Source organism: Rhodococcus sp. 15-649-2-2, assembly GCF_002258645.1.
In the GTDB taxonomy this organism is placed as follows: Bacteria; Actinomycetota; Actinomycetes; order Mycobacteriales; family Mycobacteriaceae; genus Rhodococcoides.
In genome coordinates this window covers 192,509-211,796 of record NZ_NPFM01000021.1, presented here as the reverse complement: position 1 = coordinate 211,796, position 19,288 = coordinate 192,509, and the positions used below count along the sequence as shown (strand labels likewise).

Genomic DNA, 19,288 nt, shown 5'->3' with positions numbered 1-19,288 from the left:
AAGTCCATTCACCGATCAACTGGACTGCTCCAAGGCAACGGGTGGATACTGGATCCATGCCGAGCAGCACGCTCTTCGACACCGCCATCGGACGCTGCGGTATCGCGTGGACCGAGGACGGAGTAGTCGCCGTTGCGTTGCCCGAACCGTCGGACGAGGCAATGGAGGATTACCTGGCCGGCTTCGGCGCGGCGCACGGGCAGGTAGATGCACTCGCCGCCGATGCGATCGACCGTATTGTCGGCCTGCTGGGCGGACGTAACGTCGATATGAGGCCGATTCCGCTGGTTCTCGACGTCTCCGAGTTCGACGCCACGGTATACACCGTGTGCAGCGAAATTCCCCGGGGCTCGACCCTCACCTACGGCGACATAGCCCGCCGACTCGGCCATCCCGGTGCGGCCCAAGCGGTAGGCGGAGCACTCGGCCGCAATCCCGTGCCGATCATCGTTCCGTGCCATCGAGTACTCGGCGCGGGCACGGAAGTCGGAGGCTTCTCGGCACCGGGCGGAGCGAACACCAAACAACGAATTCTCGGCATCGAGGGAGTACCGGGGTTCGACGAGCCGACATTGTTCTGAATTACCGCGGTCGTAATTCGGACTCCACGATCGGATAAGAGGCGTGAAACAGGGAAGAGGAATAGTTTTCAGGCAGAAACTTCCAGCGAAGAAAGAGGGCCGTCGACTGCCGATACCAATACAGCGTCCGGCCCGGGGCTGACGTCCGATTCATCCGATCGACCACCGATGGTGAACGCACCCACTTCCGGCAACCAGCCGATGGCTCCACGCTGAAAAAGGTTGTATCTACCTGAACCGGTGGGTGTCGGGCGCTCGTTGCTGATCGGATAGCCAAGTGCGCCATAGGGTCCCCCATGTCCCAGGTACCAGTCCAGGATGGGACCGTGCACCTCGTGCGCGCCACCTTCGGGTAGCGCGAACACGGTGGCGTGCGTGAAATCGAGCATTCCCCCGCCTTCGGGCCCGAGCATGAATTCACCGGTCTGCGCGCCGATCCACGGGTGTTCGTAAGCGAAGCGATCGAATTGGTAGCTGAAAACTTCCAATCCATTGTAATTCTCAGTCATCGCCCGACCTTCCGTCGCTTTACCTGACGGCAATTATCCACTCCGTTGAGCAGATGCGCAGTTCGATTCGGACATATATGTATGAATAACTAGTTCAACAGCGCAAGAATGTCCGGTGGAATCTGATCGGTGGCCGTCGGATCGATCAGCGTCCGGGACCATGAACCGCCGGTGCTGTCGAGACGAACCAGCTGAACGGGGCCGAGTATCCACAGCTGATCTCCCGTCGACCATTGCACGCCGTAGCCGTAGGCCTCACTGGACGTGGCGGGAGCGCTGTACTGAACGGTGCCGGCGGAGTCGACGATCTGCAGCGTCGGAGCGCCGTCGACATCTACGACCCGGGCAGTCGACGCACCCGAAGGCGAAGTCTGCGGAGACGCAAGAGCTGCGGGTGCCGTCGTGGTGGTCGGTGGTGGTGGTGCGGGAACTGTGGTTGTCGTCGTGATCGGCGGAACTGTCGTGGTCGTCGTTGTCGACGTGGTCGACGGAACCTCGACTGGCGGCGGAGCCGGAGCCTCATCGGTCAGCGAAGGATCCGTTGTTGTCGGGACCGGTACGAGTGTCGACTCCGGAACGAGCGGGGACGTCACTGTAGGGGACGGCGTTGTGGCTTCGGGAACGATCGCTCGCGGGGCGCTGCGGGCGGCGGTGCCTGGCGTCTCACAACGAGAGCTGGGCAGCAGTCCCCCGTTCATAATCACATTCTGGGTAGCGCTAGCAGTAGATGATCGAGCACCGGATACGGTCTGGACCGAAAAGATCCAGGTACCGGTCCGGGTGCCACCGAGCAGAAGTCCGTTCTGAAGGTCGACCGAGTTCACCGAGACGTTGCCTGTGACATCCGTTTGACCGGCTTGACGGATGGTCCACTTGTAGGTGAATCCCGCTCCCGCGGACGTCCAGGACAGAGTCACATAATTTCCGAGGAGTCCAGCAATTCCAGCACGGTTGGTACACAATATCGATTGCGGTACCGGAATCGGCAACGCCGTGGTGATGGTGCCACTTAGGGCCGTCGCCGTATCTTGTCCAGCCGCAAGGGTTGTCGGAGTGTTCGAGGCACTGATGCCAACCGCCGAGATGGCCGCAAGCGCGAGCACCACACCGAGGGTGGGCGTCCCGCGTCCCTGGGCGCTGTGCCGCCCACTGGACCGTTCCTGACGTCGATCGTCGTCGTCGGGCTGCGCAGGAGACTCCTGGGTGTACCTACGAAATCCGAACGCGGTCATGAGAAGTGCGCCGACAGCGATGCCGCCGATGAACACTGCGACCGGGCCACTGAGCCAGGTGACCGCGTAACCGAGCTTCCCGACGCTGAAAAACACACGATCGGCCTCGGACACCACATAGCTCTCGGCATCGGGCTCAGCGTTCGCGTCACCCTGAAGGAACAGCTGTGCGCTATCGGTTCCGACCGCCCCGATCTGCACGACGCGGTGGGTGATTCCGGTACCCGACGCGTTCGTCACCTTCACGATGTCGCCGACCTCGATGTCCGCGGCCGCGGTCGACTTGCTCAAAGCCAATGCGCCGGTATCGATCGCGGGGGCCATCGACCCGGACCGAAAGACCAACGGGGTGATACCGAAGAACACGGCTGCGAGCGCGAACAGCACACAGACGAGCCCGGCGACAGCGCCTGCGGTCAGCGCGATCTCGCGAAGCAGACGCGGGCCGGATCGCACGCGGGTGCTGGGGGCGGTGTGGGCGTCGGACATGATCTAGCTCGACGTCGCGGTGATTGTGTAAGTGACGGTGCCGGACAGCGCGGGGCTCGGCTGAGCCCCCGCTGTCATCGTCACGCTGATACACAGCTGATCGGATCCGTTCACGACGAGAGGCCGACTCAGAGCTGGAAACGGCTTCGAGGTTTCCAGGCCGGTGACTGTACTGATTGTCGGACCCGCGCACGCCGCGCCGGATGGGAGACCGGTGTGCACCGAAGAGTTGAGCCTGTTTCCCAGAGCGGCGTTACTGGCCACCACTGAGATCGTGTACGTGTTGGCTACGGACCCGGCCGCATTGGACACGAGCAGTCCGGCCGCGACGGTATCGCCGGGAAAAATTGCGGGATTGGCCAGGGTCGTCGAGAACGCAGTCGGATCGTTGTCCACGGCGGGGTTGCCGACCTTGATATCGAGCCTGCCGGTCGTGAAGGTGCCTGACGTCGCCGTTGCCGTATCCGACCATGCTGCAAGCGTTCCCACCGCTCCGAGGCCGAGAACTATACCGATCGACATGATGGCCCGGGCGCGGGCACTGATCAGCGCAGTACCGATCCGGCGGAGAACCGTCGCGAATCCGACGGCGTCTTCATGACGCGCCATCAGGGCTGCGCCCCTTCCTGTTCGAGTTCTCGGCCCGCGAATTCCGGACACACAGAGCTGGTGTTGTCGCTCCACTGCAGAACGAGATCCACTTCGGCAGAGGAGTTTCGAGTATCGTTTCCGGCCACATCGGACATGGTGACCGTTGCGTCGATTCGCTTCTTCTCACCGGCGGGCACCTCCACCGGCGCGCAGGCACCGAATGACCCGCCGGCAATGGACACGCTCAGTGCGCGAACGAAAGCCGAATTATCGCTGTTCACGATCACCTGAAGTCGGCCGTCTCTGTCGGTGCCGTTGTGAATGTGAAACTCCGATGTCCGGCTGTCACCCGGAACCCACCGGATGTCCTTGTCCAACAGAGGCTCGGCCAAGCTCTGCAGCCACAGCCGACCGTCGGTGCTGTAGCTTACGGACTGAACCGGACGCGCAGTTCCGGCCCCGATCAGCACGACGATCGCGAGCAGTGCACCTCCAGCGGCGGTCACCACAGCCGCATTGTTCGTCATGGCGGCGTGGACTCCTTCCGCTTCTTTCGATGATCGACGGCGGCACCGGCGAACATGAACAGTGCATACCCGGCCAATCCGATGACGATGACAGTCACTGTGATCTTTCGCTGTTCACCGTTGAGCCAGTTGTTGACATATCCCATGTATGGGACCGAGTACCAGACTTTTCCGCGAATCTGCCCGAGCTGCACAGGATTCTCGTCGTCGGAACCGTTGTTGTCGCCGCGAGTGATGAACGTCAGCTCCCCCGCGCCACTCTGCCGAGTCGCCACGATGCGGTGCGTCACCACATCGGGCTCCCCGGAACGGATCTGGTAGGTGACGGCCGTCCCGACTGCAAGCTCGACTGCATCGACCGGCTTGACCACGACCAGACTTCCGGGCGGGTACGTCGGTTTCATCGAACTGGTGAGAATCGTGTAGGGCGTCGAACCGGTGACCCTCGGAATCACAACGGTCACAGCGAGAACGAACAACATTGCCACCAGCAGCGTATACGACACGATCCGGCTCACCCACCACTGGAGGCCAGTCCGTTCGCCATCGGAAACGGCTGCCACAGTGTCGATCACATCTGTATCGTCGTCGGCGTTCATGTCTGATCAGCCCTGAACGAAAACGTCACCGTCGACGACGCACTCTGCGGCGGGGTGACACCGGCAGCGAGACGAAAACACCACAGCTCACGCGCACCTGCAGCCAGGGGCCCGGTGGCAGAAGTTTGAGCTCCAGCGGCGTTTCCGGTGTAGAGGACCGTCGCGGGCCCTGTCGGCGCACCCGTAGCCGGGCAGTTCGATTCGGCGACAACAGTTGTGACGGTCAGGGCGAGAGGAACCGTTCCGGTCGATGTGGTCCCTTGCAGCCGAAAGTTGAACGGCACGTTACCGGCGTTGCGAATCGACAGTGGAGCTTGGGAGAAGCCGTTGGGACCCAGGTTCGCCGAACCGAGCGCAGCGAGCACGTAATCGTTCACTTCTGCTCCGTTTTGACCGACTTTGATATCCAGGGTGCCGGAATTGATGGTCCCGCCGGCGATGGTCTGCTGGTCACGCCACAGCGCGCCCGTCGCCTGTGCTGATCCGAAGACCACCACGGCGACGGACGCGGCTGCCAATGCCCAATACCGGCCGTACTTGTTCGTCACTGCAACAGATCAGGGACGAACCTGGTCGAGCGTGAGGGTCATGGCGTTGAGGTCGACGCTCTCGTTCTGTGCGATCAAGTCTGTGGTATCCGCGTCGAAGGTCAACTTCACCGTGACGTTTACAACCTGGCTGCCAGCTGTCAGGGTCAGCGGCACAATCTGACCGGACGTGACCGTTCCACCCGCCCCCGTTACGGTTATTTCAGGGTCGAGCGCCGCCGCCAGATCGCTCGTGTCATCCGCGAAGACCTCGTCGAAATCGGCCGTCAACGTTGCCCGAATATTCGGGCCGGCAGACTCGATGGTGTACGAGCTGCTGTATGTCAGGATGTCGCCCGGGACGATCAGGAAGCCGGACGGATCTGACCCAATGGCAGTTCCGGATGTGGTTTCGGTCCACGCACCCGGCGCGTTCGACACGAATTGTAGTTCACCGGAGTTGATCTCGCCGCCCGCGATGGTTCGCTCGTCCTGCCACAATGCATAGGATCCCAAACCGCCGAGCAGCAGTACAGCTGCCGCCCCCGCGGCTATGGCGCCTTTGGTTGCCTTGTTCATTCGTTCTACTTTCTTCGGTGGCCTTGCAAGGCCGAGGGGGGTGACCCGGTCGGGTCGTCGGCCATCCGAAGAGGCCTCCGCAACTGGTGCGATGCTCATTGTTTCGCCACGACTACGTGGCCCGTTACCCAAGTGAAGGTAAAAGTCCAGAAGACTTTTTGGTCGGTTATTTCGAACTCTACGTTTACACATTATTCTTTGTTGTAAAGCATCAGAGAACGTAAGATTGCCTGCTCCGCTGGACGACGCTGCTGGTGAGACCGCACTCAACAGCGGATGCGTCATCACTTGACGCAATTTCCCAACACTGCCCGCTGTTTTCGTAGAGCCGCGGAGATCAGCGTGGGTGCGTCGTCCGGAGCGCACGAAAAAGCCCCGAGGCTCAATGCCTCGGGGCTTCGGTCTCGATCGAAATACCTACCGCAGGATGTCCCGGCGAACGATGGTTTCGTCGCGACCCGGTCCGACACCGATGCACGACATGTACGCACCCGACAGCTCTTCGAGACGCAGGACGTAGTTCTGCGCATTGATCGGCAGTTCCTCGAATGTGCGGGCACCGGAGATGTCTTCCCACCAACCGGGCATCTCTTCGTAGATCGGCTTCGCGTGATGGAAGCCGGTCTGAGTCATCGGCATTTCGTCGTGCCGCACACCGTCCACGTCGTAGGCAACGCAGATCGGCACGGTGTCCAAGCTGGACAGCACGTCCAGCTTGGTCAGGAAGTAGTCCGTGATGCCGTTGACGCGGGTGGCGTATCGCGCGATGACGGCATCGAACCAACCGGTGCGCCTGGCGCGACCGGTGGTGACGCCCACCTCGCCGCCCTGCTTGGCCAGGTACTCGCCGTGGTTGTCGAACAGCTCCGTCGGGAACGGGCCCGAGCCGACACGCGTCGTGTAGGCCTTCAGGATGCCGAGCACGGTCCCGATCTTGTTGGGGCCGATGCCGGAGCCGACCGATGCGCCTCCCGCCGTCGGATTCGAGGACGTCACGTAGGGATATGTGCCGTGATCGACGTCGAGAAGCGTGCCCTGCGATCCTTCGAGCAAAATGGTCTCGCCGCGCTCGAGCGCCAGGTTCAGCTGCAGCCTGGTGTCGGTGATGCGGTGCTTGAAGCCCTCTGCCTGCTCGAGCACCTCGTCGACAACCTGCTGTGAATCCAACGCCCGCCGGTTGTAGATCTTCGAGAGCACCTGGTTCTTGAATTCGAGTGCGGCCTCGACCTTCTGGGTCAGAATTTTCTCGTCGAGCACATCGGCCGCTCGGACTCCGACGCGGGCGATCTTGTCCTGGTAGCAGGGCCCGATACCGCGTCCGGTGGTACCGATCTTCTTGGCACCGAGGAAACGCTCGGTCACCTTGTCGATGGCCACGTGGTACGGCATGATCAGGTGCGCATCGGCGCTGAGCAGCAGGTTCGAGGTGTCGACGTCGCGCTTTTCCAGCCCGTCGAGCTCGGTCAGCAACACACCGGGATCGACGACGACGCCGTTGCCGATGACGTTCTTCACGCCCGGCGTGAGGATTCCCGACGGGATCAGATGTAGCGCGAACTTGTCGCCGTTCGGAAGCACAACGGTGTGCCCGGCGTTGTTTCCGCCCTGGTAACGAACGACCCACTGGAGGCGTTCGCCGAAAAGGTCGGTGGCTTTGCCTTTGCCCTCGTCGCCCCACTGGGCGCCGATCAGGACTATCGCCGGCATGTGCTCTCCTACGTTGCTTTCGTGCGAGGACGTGCTGCAGATTTGCTCGAACGAATGCAGCAGTCACCATTTGTCGCAGGCGCGACAGTGGCCGGGAGAACAGTCTAGCCGAGCCGGTGAGCTGGCCCGCATGCCGCTACGGTGGAACCGAAACGAGGGCACTATGGTCGTGACGAGGTTCGACCGAAGACCGAGGAGCGCCGTGACACCGTTCGTTCTGCACTGCGGAAGTCCGCTGCTGCCGATCGCGCTGACCGACGTCCCGCTGCGTAGCGCCGATGCCGTACCGACCGACGACGACTGCAGCGCTCTCTTCGCCGACATCGAATCCGCTCCTGCACCCCGCATCATCGTCCTGGGCGACGACGCCTCCCTGGCCGCAGTACTGACCCGACTGATGCGTACCGACCGCTTGCACGTCGAAGTCGCCTTCGTACCGGAGACCGCGACCAACGCAGCCCACATCTACAAGCTCGGTACCGGATCGCGCGCCGCCAAAGTGGCGCTCACGGGGACGGCGTCGAGCACACCCCTGATTCGCGACGACGCAGGCAAAGCCGTCGTCGGTCGGGCGCTCCTCGGCGGTGCCGACGGAGCAGAACTCGAGGGCGAGGCGTACGTCGACGACACTCGCCTGTTCTCCGGCGTCGTACCCGGCGTCGAGGTGGCACCCACCCCGGAGCTGCCGGGCCTGCGCGCGCGAGTCATCGGCCGTCGACGTCTGCTGCCCCGCCGCTGGGTGAGCGGGCGGGCGATGCAACTCGGCTCCCCCGCAGCTCAACTGCTGCGCGACGGCATCGCCGGCGACAGAACGGTGAAGAGATCCACGTTCTACCGCCACGATCAGGAGTGGTTGCTGGTCCGATGACCGTCCCACTGATCCGATGACCGTTCCGCTGCGGCGCAGTCCCGTTCTGCCGAGCCCGGTGTTCGTCGCCGTTCTGGCTGTCGCAGGAGTGGGCGGCGCGCTGGCCTGGACGGCCGAGGACGTCACGTCGTTCACGGCGCGGCTGGGGGTATTCGTTCTGGTCCTCGCCGGCTGGATCGCCTCGGTCTGCCTGCACGAGTTCGGCCACGCCTTCACCGCATTTCGCGCCGGCGACCGCGAAGTCGAGCTCCGCGGCTATCTGACGCTCAACCCGCTGAAGTACACCCACCCGTTGCTCTCGATCATCCTGCCGGTGGTGTTCATCGCGATCGGCGGAATCGGACTACCGGGCGGCGCCGTGTACCTGCGCACCGGCCAGTTCTCGGCGTCGACGCAACGGCGCATCGCCCTGGCCGGTCCGTTCGCCAATGCCGTTGTCGCCGTAGCACTTCTGGTCGTCATCAGACTGTTCGGCACGGACGGTACTCACCCCGCGTTCTGGTACGGGCTCAGCTTCCTGGCGTTCCTGCAGATCATGGCCACCATCCTCAACCTGATTCCGGTACCGGGACTCGACGGATACGCCGCGCTGGAGCCCTCGCTCTCACCCGCCACGCGGGCATCGCTGGCGCAGTTCAAGACGTACGGTCTGCTCGTACTCGTGGCCTTGCTGTTCGTGCCCGCAGTCAACTCTGCATTCTTCGGAGCGATCTACACCCTGTTCGGGCTGTCCGGTGTTCCCGAGTTCTTCGCCGGTAACGGCAACTACCTGATGCGATTCTGGGTGTAGCTCAACCGTTGTCGAGTGCGATGTTCGACGCGAGGTCGCGCAGAGATATACGCAGAGAGGTCGGCTCGAGCACCCGGACTCCCCCACCGAGCGCGATCAGTTGTCCGAGCGCCACTTCCTCGCTCTCGAGCATCAGGTCCACGGTGGTCCAGCCGTCGTCGTCGGGCGGCGCAGTCGCCGGCATCGCCGTGGCACCGATCACCCGGGGCAGAGCGCGAATTGTGGAGTCGGACAGACGCACACGACATGCGTACGTCAGCAGCGACCGATCGAACTCCGCCATCGACGCGTTCCACCACTGCGCGAGGTCGAATCCCTCGGGCCGAACGACGGGATTTTTCGACTCCGTGACGCTGCCGATCCGGTCGACCCGAAACGACAGGACGCGCTCGCCACGCGTGGCCACCAGGTACCAGACCGACGCCTTCACCACGAGACCGAGCGGCCCGACGACCCGTCTCCCACCGCGGTAAGCCATCTCGATCTCCCGACCACCGAGCACAGCACGAGCCAGCACCGGCACGACATCGTTCGCGGCGGGCACGGTGAACCACCCGGGGACGTCCACGTGCACACGCTCACGCCACAGTTGCGCGCTCGCCCGCAACGGAACCGGCAATGCGCCGAGAAGCTTGCTCTCGGCCGCAGCGGTGACATCGGACAGACCCAGGTCGGCAGCGATCGAGGGCATCCCGAGAAGCATCAGCGCCGACGTTTCGGTCCCGGTCATACCGGTCAGTGCGGACTGCCACCCGTCGAGCAGCCGGATGCCGCCGCCGGGGCCGGTTTCGGTCCACAGTGGCACTCCGGCCGCACCGAGTGCGCCGATGTCGCGGTAGATGGTTCGGACGGATACCTCGACCTGGTCGGCCAGGGACTGTGCAGTCGCCGTTCGCCCCTGCTGGAGCAGCAGCATGATGCGGAGCAACCGCGCGGAACGCATGTCTCGATATTACTGACACAAGGTGTCAGTAATGGTGGCGAATACTCGTCACCATGACGACGTGGAACGAGTTCTCGACAGCAGCACCGAACCTGGCCTCGGCGGTGCGGGCAAGATTCACCGCTCACAAGCACCATGTTCTTGCGACGCTACGAGCAGACGGCTCGCCGCGCGTGAGCGGAACCGAGGTGGAATTCGACGCGAGCGGCGTAGTGCGCCTCGGGTCGATGCTCGGTGCGGTCAAGGCGCGGGACCTCCAACGCGACGGACGGTTCGCGCTGCACAGCAATCCGGGGCACCATTCCATGGAGGGCGGCGATGCGAAGATCGGCGGAGTGGCCGTAGAGATCACCGATCCCGCTGTGCTGCAACCGATATTCGACGCCGCGCCGGGCGAACTGGTGCCGTACCACGTGTTCGACCTCGACATCACCGAGGTCGTGCTGACGTCCCTGGTGGACGATCACATGCAGATCGGCGTCTGGCGTCCGGGCAGCGAGGTTCGCACCGTCACCAGGTGATCTCTTCCTTGCACGTTCGGCCGTGTGCCGCCGGCTCGACCTGCACCGTGGCGTGGTCGAGTCCGTAGGTGGACAACAACGACTTGGCACGATCGAGCACCATCGACGACGAACCCTCGCACTCGAGATGCACTGTGGCCACATCCATTCCGGTGGTGAGCGTCCACACGTGCAGGTCGTGCACCCCGGTCACTCCGGGAAGTGCGCTCAGGTCCCCGGTCAACGCGTCCACGTCGACGTCCGCCGGGCTGGCCTGGGTGAGAATGCGTAGCGCAGAGCCGGCCAGCTTGATCGCTCGCGGAATCACCCACAGGGAAATCAACACACCCACGACGATGTCCACCCAGGTCCACTGGAACAGCAGCATCAGCACACCGCCGACGAGCACCCCCACACTGCCGACCGCATCGGCCAGGACTTCCATGTATGCGCCGCGGACCGCGAGCGAGTCCTTGGCGTCTCCGCGAATGAGCAGCATGACAACGATGTTGGCCGCGAGACCGGCGGCCGCAGTGAGAATGAGTGGTAGGCCCGGGATTTCGGGAGCGTCACCGATCCGCGATACTGCCTCGTACATGATGAAGGCCGCAACACCCAGCAGCAGAACAGCATTGGCGATGGCGGTCAACACCTCAGCGCGGTGCCAACCGAAAGTTCTTGCCGCGGCAGCACTTCCCTTACGTGCCAACAGAAGTGCAATCAAACCCATGGACATACCGAGTACGTCGGTCAGCATGTGGCCGGCGTCGGCGAGCAGTCCGAGCGAGCCGATCGCCAGCGCCACAGTTGCCTCGACGACGAGGAACACCACCAGAATGGCGAGAGCGACAACCATCTTGCGTACGCGGGACTTGGGTGGCCCTGCGGGCGAATGACCGCCCACACCGTGACTGTGCCCGTGACCGGCGCCCATGACTCCCCTTTGCGTGCCTGTATCTGCTTCCGGCAGTCACCATATGCGTACATACGCATATATGCAATGGTGTCGTGCGGCCTACAGGCTCCGGTTCACAACTCCGGCGGGACGTGCGGATGCTTCACCGTCGGCGGAAGCGTCGCCAACGCAGAAATGCGCTTGAGCCCGGCGACCTGCAGCAAGTCGACGATGATCGACCGCAACTGCGCCAACACCACCGTTGCCGACAGACCGGCATTCGAGATCAACTCAGGCTTGGCACCGGCCGCAACCGAACGCAATACCCGCGCAGCCTCCGCCGCATCCGGCTTCTGTCCCGGATCGGCGAGAATCATCTGGCGTAGAACTTCCACCGCATGCGCCAGCTTCTCCACCTCGTCGACGACACGTGGATCGAGAATCTCGTCGTCTCGCACCAGTGTCAGCGACCGCCGAGCGAGCACCCGAATGTTGCGGACGGCATTGTCGATGGGATCGGCCGTCGCCGCGAGCGCGGCCAGACGATTGCGATGATTCCAGTACATCGGCGAGATCCGGGCGATTTCCCGGCCGCCCTTGAGGTCGGTTCGGAGCGCGTCGATACCCGACTGCGTTGCACGCGCCTTACGCAGCGCCTCCTCGATCGGTTTGGGATCGTTCGCCACCAAACCGTCGGCCACCTTCTGCAACACACTTGCAGCCGTAGCCAGGACGTTCGCGGCATCCTTGCGGGCCCGCCAGACCGGATGCGTCGGAATCAACGCCACGATCGCGATGCCGACCAAACCGCCGACCAACGCGTCGACCATGCGGTTGGGGCCACCCATGTTGCCCGGCGGGATCAGGGTCGCCACCAGCACGGCGGACGATCCGGCCTGCATCGCGATGATCGGACCACCGTCGAGGAACACCGCGGCCGACATCGCCAACACGACCACCAACGCGATCTGCCACGGCCCGCTACCGATCAGCGAGATCAACAGATCGCCGATGCCGATACCCACCGTCACTCCGACGACGAGCTCCGCCGATCGGCGCAGGCGAGCGCCTAGCGAGACGCCCAGCGAGACGACAGCGGCGATCGGCGCGAAGAACGGGCTCTCGTGACCGACGATGTCCGTCGCGACGAACCACGCCACACCTGCGGCCAACGCGCACTGAATGATGGGCAGCAGCGACAACTTCAGCCGAGCACTGCCCGATTTCAGCCGGGTGCGCCCCCGCGAGCGGCTGGCGCGGGCTCGATCAGCCCAGGCCGAGCGCTTCTGCTGCCTTGGGGTCACAGTCTTCGAGGAGGTCGAGGCAACGGGCGTACTCGTCGTTCTCGTTGATGTCGCGGGCGGCTTTGGCGAGGACTGCGACGCATCGGAGGAATCCGCGGTTGGGCTCATGGCTGTACGGGACCGGCCCGAATCCCTTCCATCCATTACGACGCAACTGGTCCAGACCTCGGTGATATCCGGTACGCGCATAGGCGTAGGCGGTGATGGTGGCACCCGATTCGAGCGCGCCCTCGGCAAGATATGCCCACGCGATGGACGCGGTCGGATGCGCAGCTGCGACCGTCTCGGGGGCCTCGTGATTCAGCAGTGCGGATTCGGCCTCGTCGTCGCCGGGCAACAGTGTGGGTTGGGGTCCGAGCAGATCACCGAAAGAAGTCATGGCGCTCATTGTGCCCCTACGTCACCGAATCGTGTCCGAACACCCCCGCATCGCTCGTGCCGGACCGCAGATGCGGTCGATAGGCTGCCAGCTGACGAAATTTCAGACATACCGCTCTTGCAAGAATTCGGTGAACGAGGGAGAACGCATGCCGGACGAGAAGAAGAATGCACCCTCCGAGGCCGACGCCGCCGCCGAGAACGACGCCGCCACCGAGAAAATCGATCTGGGCAAGAAGAAGCCGGTCGACGAGCCCGCCGACACTCCGACCGAGAAGATCGCCACTGATCCAGCGGAGGTACCGGCAGCCAAGCCTGTCGCAAAACCGACCGCAGCACCGCGTCGTATTCCGCCAAGAGACACCACTGCTGGTTCCTCGAAAGCTGTTGCGGCAGAGAAGAAAGCACCGGCAGTGGTGCCGCAACCGGTCGGGCCCCGCAAGATCGATCCGCAGCAGGCCGGTGCCAAACAGGTCGGTGCCGGTGCCAAACAGGCAGTTCCCCAGCGCGTCGGACCGCCGCCGGCGGAGCCGAGGAAGCCGAGCCACAAGAAGTGGTGGGCGGCACTGGTGTCCGCGGTGGTCGTGATCGCAGTGGTTGCCGCCGGGGCATACCTGCTGATCGACCGTACGAGCGAGGACAACTCACCGGAAGCGCAGATCCGGTCGACCGTCGAATCGTTCACGAGGGCGCTGGCCAGCGGTGACCTGGCCACGCTTCGCAGCACCTCGTGCGGGGATCTGGCGACCTTCTACCGCGATATCCCGGACACCGAGTTCGCCGACGTCCACCGTGTCTCCGTGGAGCAGGGCAGCATTCCGACCGTCGACAGCATCGACGCCATTCAGGTCACCGACGCCACCACCGCGATCGCGCAGGTGATCGCGCACACCGATGCCAATCCGAACGATCGGTCGCCGCGCACCTTCGACCTGAGCCTGGAAGGCGATCAGTGGAAGGTGTGCAGCTGACGCTGCAGTGGCGCGAGGGAGCCTGCGGGTCGCTCCGCAGGCTCCGCTCCTATGTGCCCCAGGGGGCACTTATCCACGCCACTGCCGGCTAGCCGGCACTCACGCTGCGACCGGCGGACTTGAGGTCGTTGCACGCCTCGACGACACGGGCCGTCATGCCGGCCTCGGCCTTCTTGAGGTAGCTGCGCGGGTCGTAGGCCTTCTTGTTGCCGACCTCGCCGTCGATCTTGAGCACACCGTCGTAGTTGGAGAAGAAGTGTCCGGCGATGGGACGGCTGAACGCGTACTGGGTGTCGGTGTCGACGTTCATCTTCACGACGCCGTACTCGAGAGCCTCTTCGATCTCGCTCTTCGCCGAGCCCGATCCGCCGTGGAAGACGAAATCGAACGGCTTGGAACCCGAAGCCAGACCGAGCTTCTCCGTCGCGACCTTCTGCCCGTCGGCGAGCACGGAAGGCTTGAGCTTGACGTTGCCCGGCTTGTACACGCCGTGCACGTTGCCGAAAGTGGCCGCCAGCAGGTACCGCGAGCCCGCATCGCCTGCACCGAGCGCCTCGACGGTCTTGAGAAAGTCTTCGTTCGAGGTGTAGAGCTTGTCGTTGATCTCGGCCTCGACGCCGTCCTCCTCGCCGCCGACAACACCGATCTCGACCTCGAGAATGATGTTCGCTGCTGCAGCGCGGGCGAGCAGATCCTTGGCGATCTCGAGGTTCTCGTCGATCGGGATGGCCGAGCCGTCCCACATGTGCGACTGGAACAGCGGGTTCTTGCCTGCGTCGACGCGTTCCTGCGAGATCGCGATCAGCGGACGCACGTACGTGTCCAGCTTGTCCTTGGGGCAGTGGTCGGTGTGCAGAGCGATGGTGACGTCGTACTTGGCGGCGATCACGTGCGCGAACTCGGCGAGCGCCACGGCGCCGACGACCATGTCCTTGATACCGAGTCCGGATCCGAACTCGGCGCCACCGGTCGAGAACTGGATGATGCCGTCGCTACCAGCGTCGGCGAAGCCCTTGATAGCGGCGTTGATGGACTCGGAACCCACACAGTTGATTGCCGGAAAAGCGAACTTGTGTTCCTTCGCCCGGCCCAGCATCTCGGCGTAGACCTCGGGAGTTGCGATAGGCACGGCGTCATTCCTCCATTGAAAGTTCGATTGTGTCCCGTGCAGTATGGCAACTACCGGGCTCGGTGTCGTGCATACCCGCATCACCCCGGTCATTCCGCAGGCTTCACTCCCGCTCACCGACTGTTCAGGAGTTACCAGTTTCGGCCGGTAGTGTGGGCGCGGTGAGTCTTCTAGCTGCCTCGGAATCGGTGACGACCAATCTGGCCCTGTTGCCCGGATTCCTCGACCCGGTGAACCTGCTCAACTCTTTCGGACACTGGGTGCTCATCGGGCTCCTGCTGGTGGTGTTCATCGAGTCGGGCCTGCTGTTCCCGCTGCTACCCGGCGATTCATTGCTCTTCACGGCCGGGTTGATCGCAGCGTCGAAGTCCACCGAGATCGAGCCGTTCGCATCGATCTGGACGCTCGTGATCCTCATTCCGATCGCGGCGATTCTCGGCGACCAGGTCGGCTTCCTCATCGGAACCAAGGGCGGTGCCGCTCTCTTCAAGAGCAACGACGCTCGATTCTTCAAGAAGAAATACATCGACGAGTCGCACCTGTTCTTCGAGAAGCACGGTCCGATCACCATCATCCTCGCGCGCTTCGTTCCGATCGTGCGGACGTTCGCGCCGGTCGTCGCCGGTGCGTCGCACATGAAGTACTCGTTGTTCCTCACCTACAACGTCGTCGGCGGCATCCTCTGGGGCGCGGGCGTGACGGTGTTGGGGTACCTGCTCGGGCAGATCGCGTTCATCCGCGAGCACGTCGACATCATCTTCCTGATCATTGTGGCCGTCTCCGTACTGCCCATCGTGATCGAGGTCGGCAAGCGAATGATCAAGGCCCGTAAGACTCCGCTCGGCGAGGCAACCGACGCGATCGAAGCCGACGCCCCGGACACCAAGTCCTGATAGTGATCTTCCGAAAGTGATCGAGCCTGTGCATTCGATTACCACCGCTCTGAGCGCAACGGCGCTGCAGGACATGTCCACGCAAGCAGCCGGTAGCTTCGGCCCACTGCAGACTGCGGGCCCGCTCGTCGTCTGGGTCGTCGTGATGACTTTCGTGTTCATCGAATGCGCCGTCATCATCGGCCTGTTCCTCCCCGGGGACTCGATGCTGATCACAGCAGGAATCGTGATGGCGACGCACGCGTCGGGCACCGGTCACATCTGGGCACTGTCGGTCGGTGCGATGGTTGCCGCCATCGCCGGTAATCAGGTGGGGTACATGATCGGCCACCGAACCGGCTCGACGCTGGTGGCCCGCAAGAACGGCAAATACCTCAACACCAAGAACCTGCACAAGGTGAATCTCCTGCTCGAGAAGCACGGATTCTGGGCGGTGCTGGTCGCACGATGGATCCCCTGGGTGCGCACGCTGTGCCCGCTCGTCGCAGGCGCGGCAAAGATGGATCACCGCCGCTACACCATCGCCAGCACCCTCGGCGCGATCATCTGGGCACCGGTGCTGTTGCTGATCGGTTTCTACTTCGGGTCGTTCCTGGAGAAGATCCCGTGGCTGCTGCCCGCGGTTCTCATCAGCATGATCGTGCTGCTCGTGGTCGGAACCGGCTTGGGAATCTGGCAATACCGCAAGGAAATGGCACGGCCCGAGGAGACCATCGAGGTCGAAGAGGTCGTCGAGTAGGCCCTAGAAACCTGCTGCGCTGACGCGGTAGGCCGCTTCCATCAGCATCCAGCCGCCGAGTTGGACCGACAGATCTCGCTCGGGTACGTCGGACGGTCGGACGGTGCCTTCGGCGAAGGTGGCGATATGCAGTCCCTGGCCCGGGAATCGCGCTTCGCGGGTCCAGTCGGCTCCGAACAGCGGGTTGTCTTCCACTTCGAGTCGGTTTTCCCACGCGGCCTCGGCCGAGTGCAGCACGATTGCCGCGGCGAGTTCGCGGGCACGATCGTCGGCGTCGGAGTCTCCGGGGAGCTCCACCGCAACCACGGCCAGGTAACGCGCCAGGATGGAATTGAACAGTCCGCCGTCTCCCCCGCCGCCGCCGGTGATGACGAGGTTGCGGGTCAGGTGATTCTCCACGGCGTCGACCAGTGTGTGGACTCGCTTCGCATGCCGGGGCTCGCCGAGTCGGACCGCGAGTTCGGTCTCGAGGCCGAGCGTAACTCCCTGACAGTAGCTGTAGATCGCACGTTCCAGCTCGGCCTGTTCACCCGCGTCGACGATCGCGCGAGTGGAGTGCACTCCGTCGATGATCAAGCCGGTTCGCGGGTCCCGGAGAGTCCGATTCATCCAGTCCGACATCTCCTGGGCACGCCACAGTCGACCGGTACGCGCGAGCATGATCGCGGCCGGACCGTTGGCCGGGGCGTTGTAGAAGTCGTCCTTCTTGCGCCACGGAATGCCGCCACCCTCGGCCGGAGCCCAGGCGTCGAACAGCTCCATCTCGATCTGCTGAATGCCACCGCGATTGCCGACGAAGTGCTGCCGCTGCGCGCGTTCGAGTGCCAGCCCGAGCCAGGCCATGTCGTCGTAGTAGCTGTTGGTCCATCCGCTGATGTTGCGGGTGCGATGCGCTCGGGTGATCTTGTTCAGTCTGCGACGGCGCTTGGGAGTGAGTTCGCGATCTGCGGCGTCGACTGCGCAGTCGAGCAGATGGGCCTGCCACCAGTAGTGCCAACGCAGGAACAGCCGCTCACGGCGGACCGGAGGCCAGGCGACGACCCCGAGCGTCGTGCCCGGCAGCCCCCACAGCCGACGCATGTGCCGCGCGACGACGGCCCCCTCCGCAGCGTCCGCACGCTGCGACCACAACTCCTGCATACCGAAGATCCTGCCACTACCGTTGCTGATTCGTTACATCCCGCCCCGGATCAGCGCGCTGTCACCAGGCAGTGTCGAGGTCGGCATGCTGCCGAATCCATGCATGCATGGCGATCCCAGCGGCGACACCTGCATTGATGCTGCGTGTGGAGCCGAACTGGGCGATCGATACCGTCATCGACGACGATTCGCGGGCTCCGTCGGTGACGCCCGGTCCCTCTTGGCCGAACAGCAGCAGGCACTCTCGCGGGAGCTCGGCCGTCTCGATCGGTACCGATCCCGGGGTGTTGTCGACGGCGACGACCACCAAGCCCTGCTCGGCGGCGAACGCCATCAACGCCTCCACCGAATCGTGGTGATGGAGATGTTGGTAGCGGTCGGTGACCATGGCGCCGCGGCGATTCCATCGACGTCGCCCGACGATGTGCACAGCCTGGGCGGCGAAGGCGTTCGCAGTGCGCACCACCGTGCCGATGTTCGCGTCGTTGGTGAAGTTCTCGATAGCGACGTGCAGCGAGTGGCGTCGAGTGTCGATGTCTTCGACGATGGCCTCGCGCCGCCAATAGCGGTAGGCGTCGACGACGTTTCGACGGTCACCACCGGCGAGAAGCTCGGGATCCAACCGCGGATCGTCGGGTGGCGGTTCGGAGTGGGAATCGGCCCAGGGGCCGACGCCGTTGGGGTTGTCGCCCCACTCGGTGGGTCCGATGTCCTCCGACGGAGTTGCGCTGTCGCCGCTCAATAGACTTCGTTGCTGTCCGGTGCGATGCGGAATCCGTGGCCGGTTGCGTCGTCGACGCACGAGATGCCGTTCTCGGCCGATGTACAGGTGAAGCCGGCCTCCGCGATGGTCGCGCCCACAGCCAACGGTGGATCGATCGTTTCCCCGCCCGAGGTGTACACCACTCCGCCCGAGCACATGAATGCCGCGGGACCCTCGTTGGTGACCCGAATTCCGTTGCCCCAGTTGATCATACAATCGTCAGGCCGTGGCGGAACCGGGTTGGTGGTGCCCTGACACCCGGCCTCGGTACGGCTGGACAACGGCACGATGCCGCACTGGAACAGACCGTCGGGAGAACTGAAGTAGTACGCACCACCGATGGCGGCGTACGTCGTCTGCGGTTCGGCGGTGGGCGGCGGTTCGACTGGCGGCGGAGGCGGAGGGAGCGGCACCTCGGTTGTCGTCACCGGAGCGACGGTGGTGGTGGGCGCGGTCGTCGTCGGGGCAGGCGTTGTGGTCGACGTCGGCGGTGGGGGCTGAGCGGCCGACTCACCGCTGCAACCGGAGAGAACGAGGGCCGTGGCCGCCCCGATCCCGACCAGCCAACCTCGCACCGAACGAATTTTCCTGGCCCTGCTCGAACCCAACTTGCTCGAACCACACGTGCTCAGCA

General features: G+C 63.8%; 23 protein-coding genes. 7 read left to right on the top strand and 16 right to left on the bottom strand.

Annotated features, from left to right (window positions below):
* The first annotated feature begins 56 nt into the window (after positions 1-56).
* A complete protein-coding gene (locus tag CH305_RS12935) occupies positions 57-581 on the top strand; it encodes a methylated-DNA--[protein]-cysteine S-methyltransferase (RefSeq protein ID WP_032402005.1) in 525 nt (174 codons plus the stop codon).
* Positions 582-649: 68 nt separating this feature from the next.
* Here CH305_RS12935 and CH305_RS12930 read toward each other — a convergent pair whose 3' ends face one another.
* From CH305_RS12930 to CH305_RS12895, 8 genes are all read right to left on the bottom strand, one after another.
* Entirely contained in the window at positions 650-1,090 is a 441-nt protein-coding gene (locus CH305_RS12930; RefSeq protein ID WP_032401544.1) for an LGFP repeat-containing protein, read from the bottom strand.
* Positions 1,091-1,179: 89 nt separating this feature from the next.
* Positions 1,180-2,811 (bottom strand): signal peptidase I, encoded by a 1,632-nt coding sequence (locus CH305_RS12925; protein ID WP_094703893.1) that lies wholly within the window; start codon positions 2,809-2,811, stop codon positions 1,180-1,182.
* Between the two features lie 3 nt (positions 2,812-2,814).
* Entirely contained in the window at positions 2,815-3,420 is a 606-nt protein-coding gene (locus CH305_RS12920; protein WP_032401543.1) for a SipW-dependent-type signal peptide-containing protein, read from the bottom strand.
* On the bottom strand, positions 3,420-3,929 hold the full coding sequence (locus CH305_RS12915) for a hypothetical protein (protein ID WP_032401542.1): 510 nt from the start codon (positions 3,927-3,929) through the stop codon (positions 3,420-3,422). Before CH305_RS12915 ends, CH305_RS12920 begins: the two co-directional genes overlap by 1 nt.
* The gene (locus CH305_RS12910) at positions 3,926-4,528 is read right to left on the bottom strand and encodes a signal peptidase I (protein ID WP_032401541.1); all 603 of its coding nucleotides are present in this window, start codon (positions 4,526-4,528) and stop codon (positions 3,926-3,928) included. The genes CH305_RS12915 and CH305_RS12910 overlap by 4 nt, the downstream gene beginning before the upstream one ends.
* A complete protein-coding gene (locus CH305_RS12905) occupies positions 4,525-5,076 on the bottom strand; it encodes a hypothetical protein (protein ID WP_032401540.1) in 552 nt (183 codons plus the stop codon). Before CH305_RS12905 ends, CH305_RS12910 begins: the two co-directional genes overlap by 4 nt.
* Positions 5,077-5,085: 9 nt before the next feature.
* Positions 5,086-5,634 (bottom strand): alternate-type signal peptide domain-containing protein, encoded by a 549-nt coding sequence (locus tag CH305_RS12900; protein WP_032401539.1) that lies wholly within the window; start codon positions 5,632-5,634, stop codon positions 5,086-5,088.
* 417 nt (positions 5,635-6,051) lie between these two features.
* Positions 6,052-7,341, bottom strand: coding sequence for an adenylosuccinate synthase (locus CH305_RS12895; protein ID WP_032380192.1), 1,290 nt, complete (start codon positions 7,339-7,341; stop codon positions 6,052-6,054).
* A gap of 163 nt (positions 7,342-7,504) precedes the next feature.
* On the opposite strand from CH305_RS12895, the gene CH305_RS12890 reads away from it, so the two are divergent.
* Both CH305_RS12890 and CH305_RS12885 read left to right on the top strand, forming a co-directional pair.
* On the top strand, positions 7,505-8,209 hold the full coding sequence (locus CH305_RS12890) for a hypothetical protein (protein WP_094703892.1): 705 nt from the start codon (positions 7,505-7,507) through the stop codon (positions 8,207-8,209).
* A 16-nt stretch (positions 8,210-8,225) separates the two neighbouring features.
* Positions 8,226-8,999 carry a site-2 protease family protein gene (locus CH305_RS12885; protein WP_037148949.1) on the top strand — a complete coding sequence of 258 codons (774 nt, stop codon included), beginning with the start codon at positions 8,226-8,228 and terminating at the stop codon, positions 8,997-8,999.
* 1 nt (position 9,000) lies between these two features.
* Here CH305_RS12885 and CH305_RS12880 read toward each other — a convergent pair whose 3' ends face one another.
* Positions 9,001-9,942, bottom strand: coding sequence for a YafY family protein (locus CH305_RS12880; protein WP_094703891.1), 942 nt, complete (start codon positions 9,940-9,942; stop codon positions 9,001-9,003).
* Between the two features lie 53 nt (positions 9,943-9,995).
* Here CH305_RS12880 and CH305_RS12875 point away from each other — a divergent pair, with 53 nt between their 5' ends.
* Positions 9,996-10,463, top strand: a complete 468-nt coding sequence (locus CH305_RS12875) for a pyridoxamine 5'-phosphate oxidase family protein (protein ID WP_179278278.1) — start codon at positions 9,996-9,998, stop codon at positions 10,461-10,463.
* Here CH305_RS12875 and CH305_RS12870 read toward each other — a convergent pair.
* The 3 genes from CH305_RS12870 to CH305_RS12860 all read right to left on the bottom strand — a co-directional run bounded on the left by CH305_RS12870 (position 10,453) and on the right by CH305_RS12860 (position 13,020).
* Entirely contained in the window at positions 10,453-11,376 is a 924-nt protein-coding gene (locus CH305_RS12870; RefSeq protein ID WP_032380187.1) for a cation diffusion facilitator family transporter, read from the bottom strand. The genes CH305_RS12875 and CH305_RS12870 overlap by 11 nt on opposite strands.
* A gap of 95 nt (positions 11,377-11,471) precedes the next feature.
* A complete protein-coding gene (locus CH305_RS12865; protein ID WP_170944738.1) occupies positions 11,472-12,539 on the bottom strand; it encodes an FUSC family protein in 1,068 nt (355 codons plus the stop codon).
* A 64-nt stretch (positions 12,540-12,603) separates the two neighbouring features.
* Positions 12,604-13,020, bottom strand: a complete 417-nt coding sequence (locus CH305_RS12860; protein WP_032380738.1) for a DUF3151 domain-containing protein — start codon at positions 13,018-13,020, stop codon at positions 12,604-12,606.
* 148 nt (positions 13,021-13,168) lie between these two features.
* Between CH305_RS12860 and CH305_RS12855 the strand changes: the two genes are divergently transcribed.
* Positions 13,169-13,990, top strand: a complete 822-nt coding sequence (locus CH305_RS12855) for a hypothetical protein (RefSeq protein WP_143545280.1) — start codon at positions 13,169-13,171, stop codon at positions 13,988-13,990.
* A gap of 88 nt (positions 13,991-14,078) precedes the next feature.
* Here CH305_RS12855 and fbaA read toward each other — a convergent pair whose 3' ends face one another.
* Entirely contained in the window at positions 14,079-15,119 is a 1,041-nt protein-coding gene (fbaA, locus tag CH305_RS12850; RefSeq protein ID WP_032380186.1) for a class II fructose-bisphosphate aldolase, read from the bottom strand.
* 152 nt (positions 15,120-15,271) lie between these two features.
* On the opposite strand from fbaA, the gene CH305_RS12845 reads away from it, so the two are divergent.
* Positions 15,272-16,012, top strand: coding sequence for a VTT domain-containing protein (locus tag CH305_RS12845; RefSeq protein WP_371828239.1), 741 nt, complete (start codon positions 15,272-15,274; stop codon positions 16,010-16,012).
* A gap of 73 nt (positions 16,013-16,085) precedes the next feature.
* The gene (locus CH305_RS12840; RefSeq protein ID WP_032380735.1) at positions 16,086-16,751 is read left to right on the top strand and encodes a DedA family protein; all 666 of its coding nucleotides are present in this window, start codon (positions 16,086-16,088) and stop codon (positions 16,749-16,751) included.
* A gap of 3 nt (positions 16,752-16,754) precedes the next feature.
* Here CH305_RS12840 and CH305_RS12835 read toward each other — a convergent pair whose 3' ends face one another.
* The 3 genes from CH305_RS12835 to CH305_RS12825 form a co-directional block, all read right to left on the bottom strand.
* Complete coding sequence (locus tag CH305_RS12835; protein WP_037148952.1) at positions 16,755-17,891, bottom strand: glycoside hydrolase family 76 protein; 1,137 nt, start codon at positions 17,889-17,891, stop codon at positions 16,755-16,757.
* Positions 17,892-17,952: 61 nt separating this feature from the next.
* Complete coding sequence (locus CH305_RS12830) at positions 17,953-18,633, bottom strand: RNA methyltransferase (protein WP_032401532.1); 681 nt, start codon at positions 18,631-18,633, stop codon at positions 17,953-17,955.
* Positions 18,630-19,217 (bottom strand): DUF6636 domain-containing protein, encoded by a 588-nt coding sequence (locus CH305_RS12825; RefSeq protein ID WP_179278285.1) that lies wholly within the window; start codon positions 19,215-19,217, stop codon positions 18,630-18,632. Before CH305_RS12825 ends, CH305_RS12830 begins: the two co-directional genes overlap by 4 nt.
* Between the last annotated feature and the right edge of the window lie 71 nt (positions 19,218-19,288).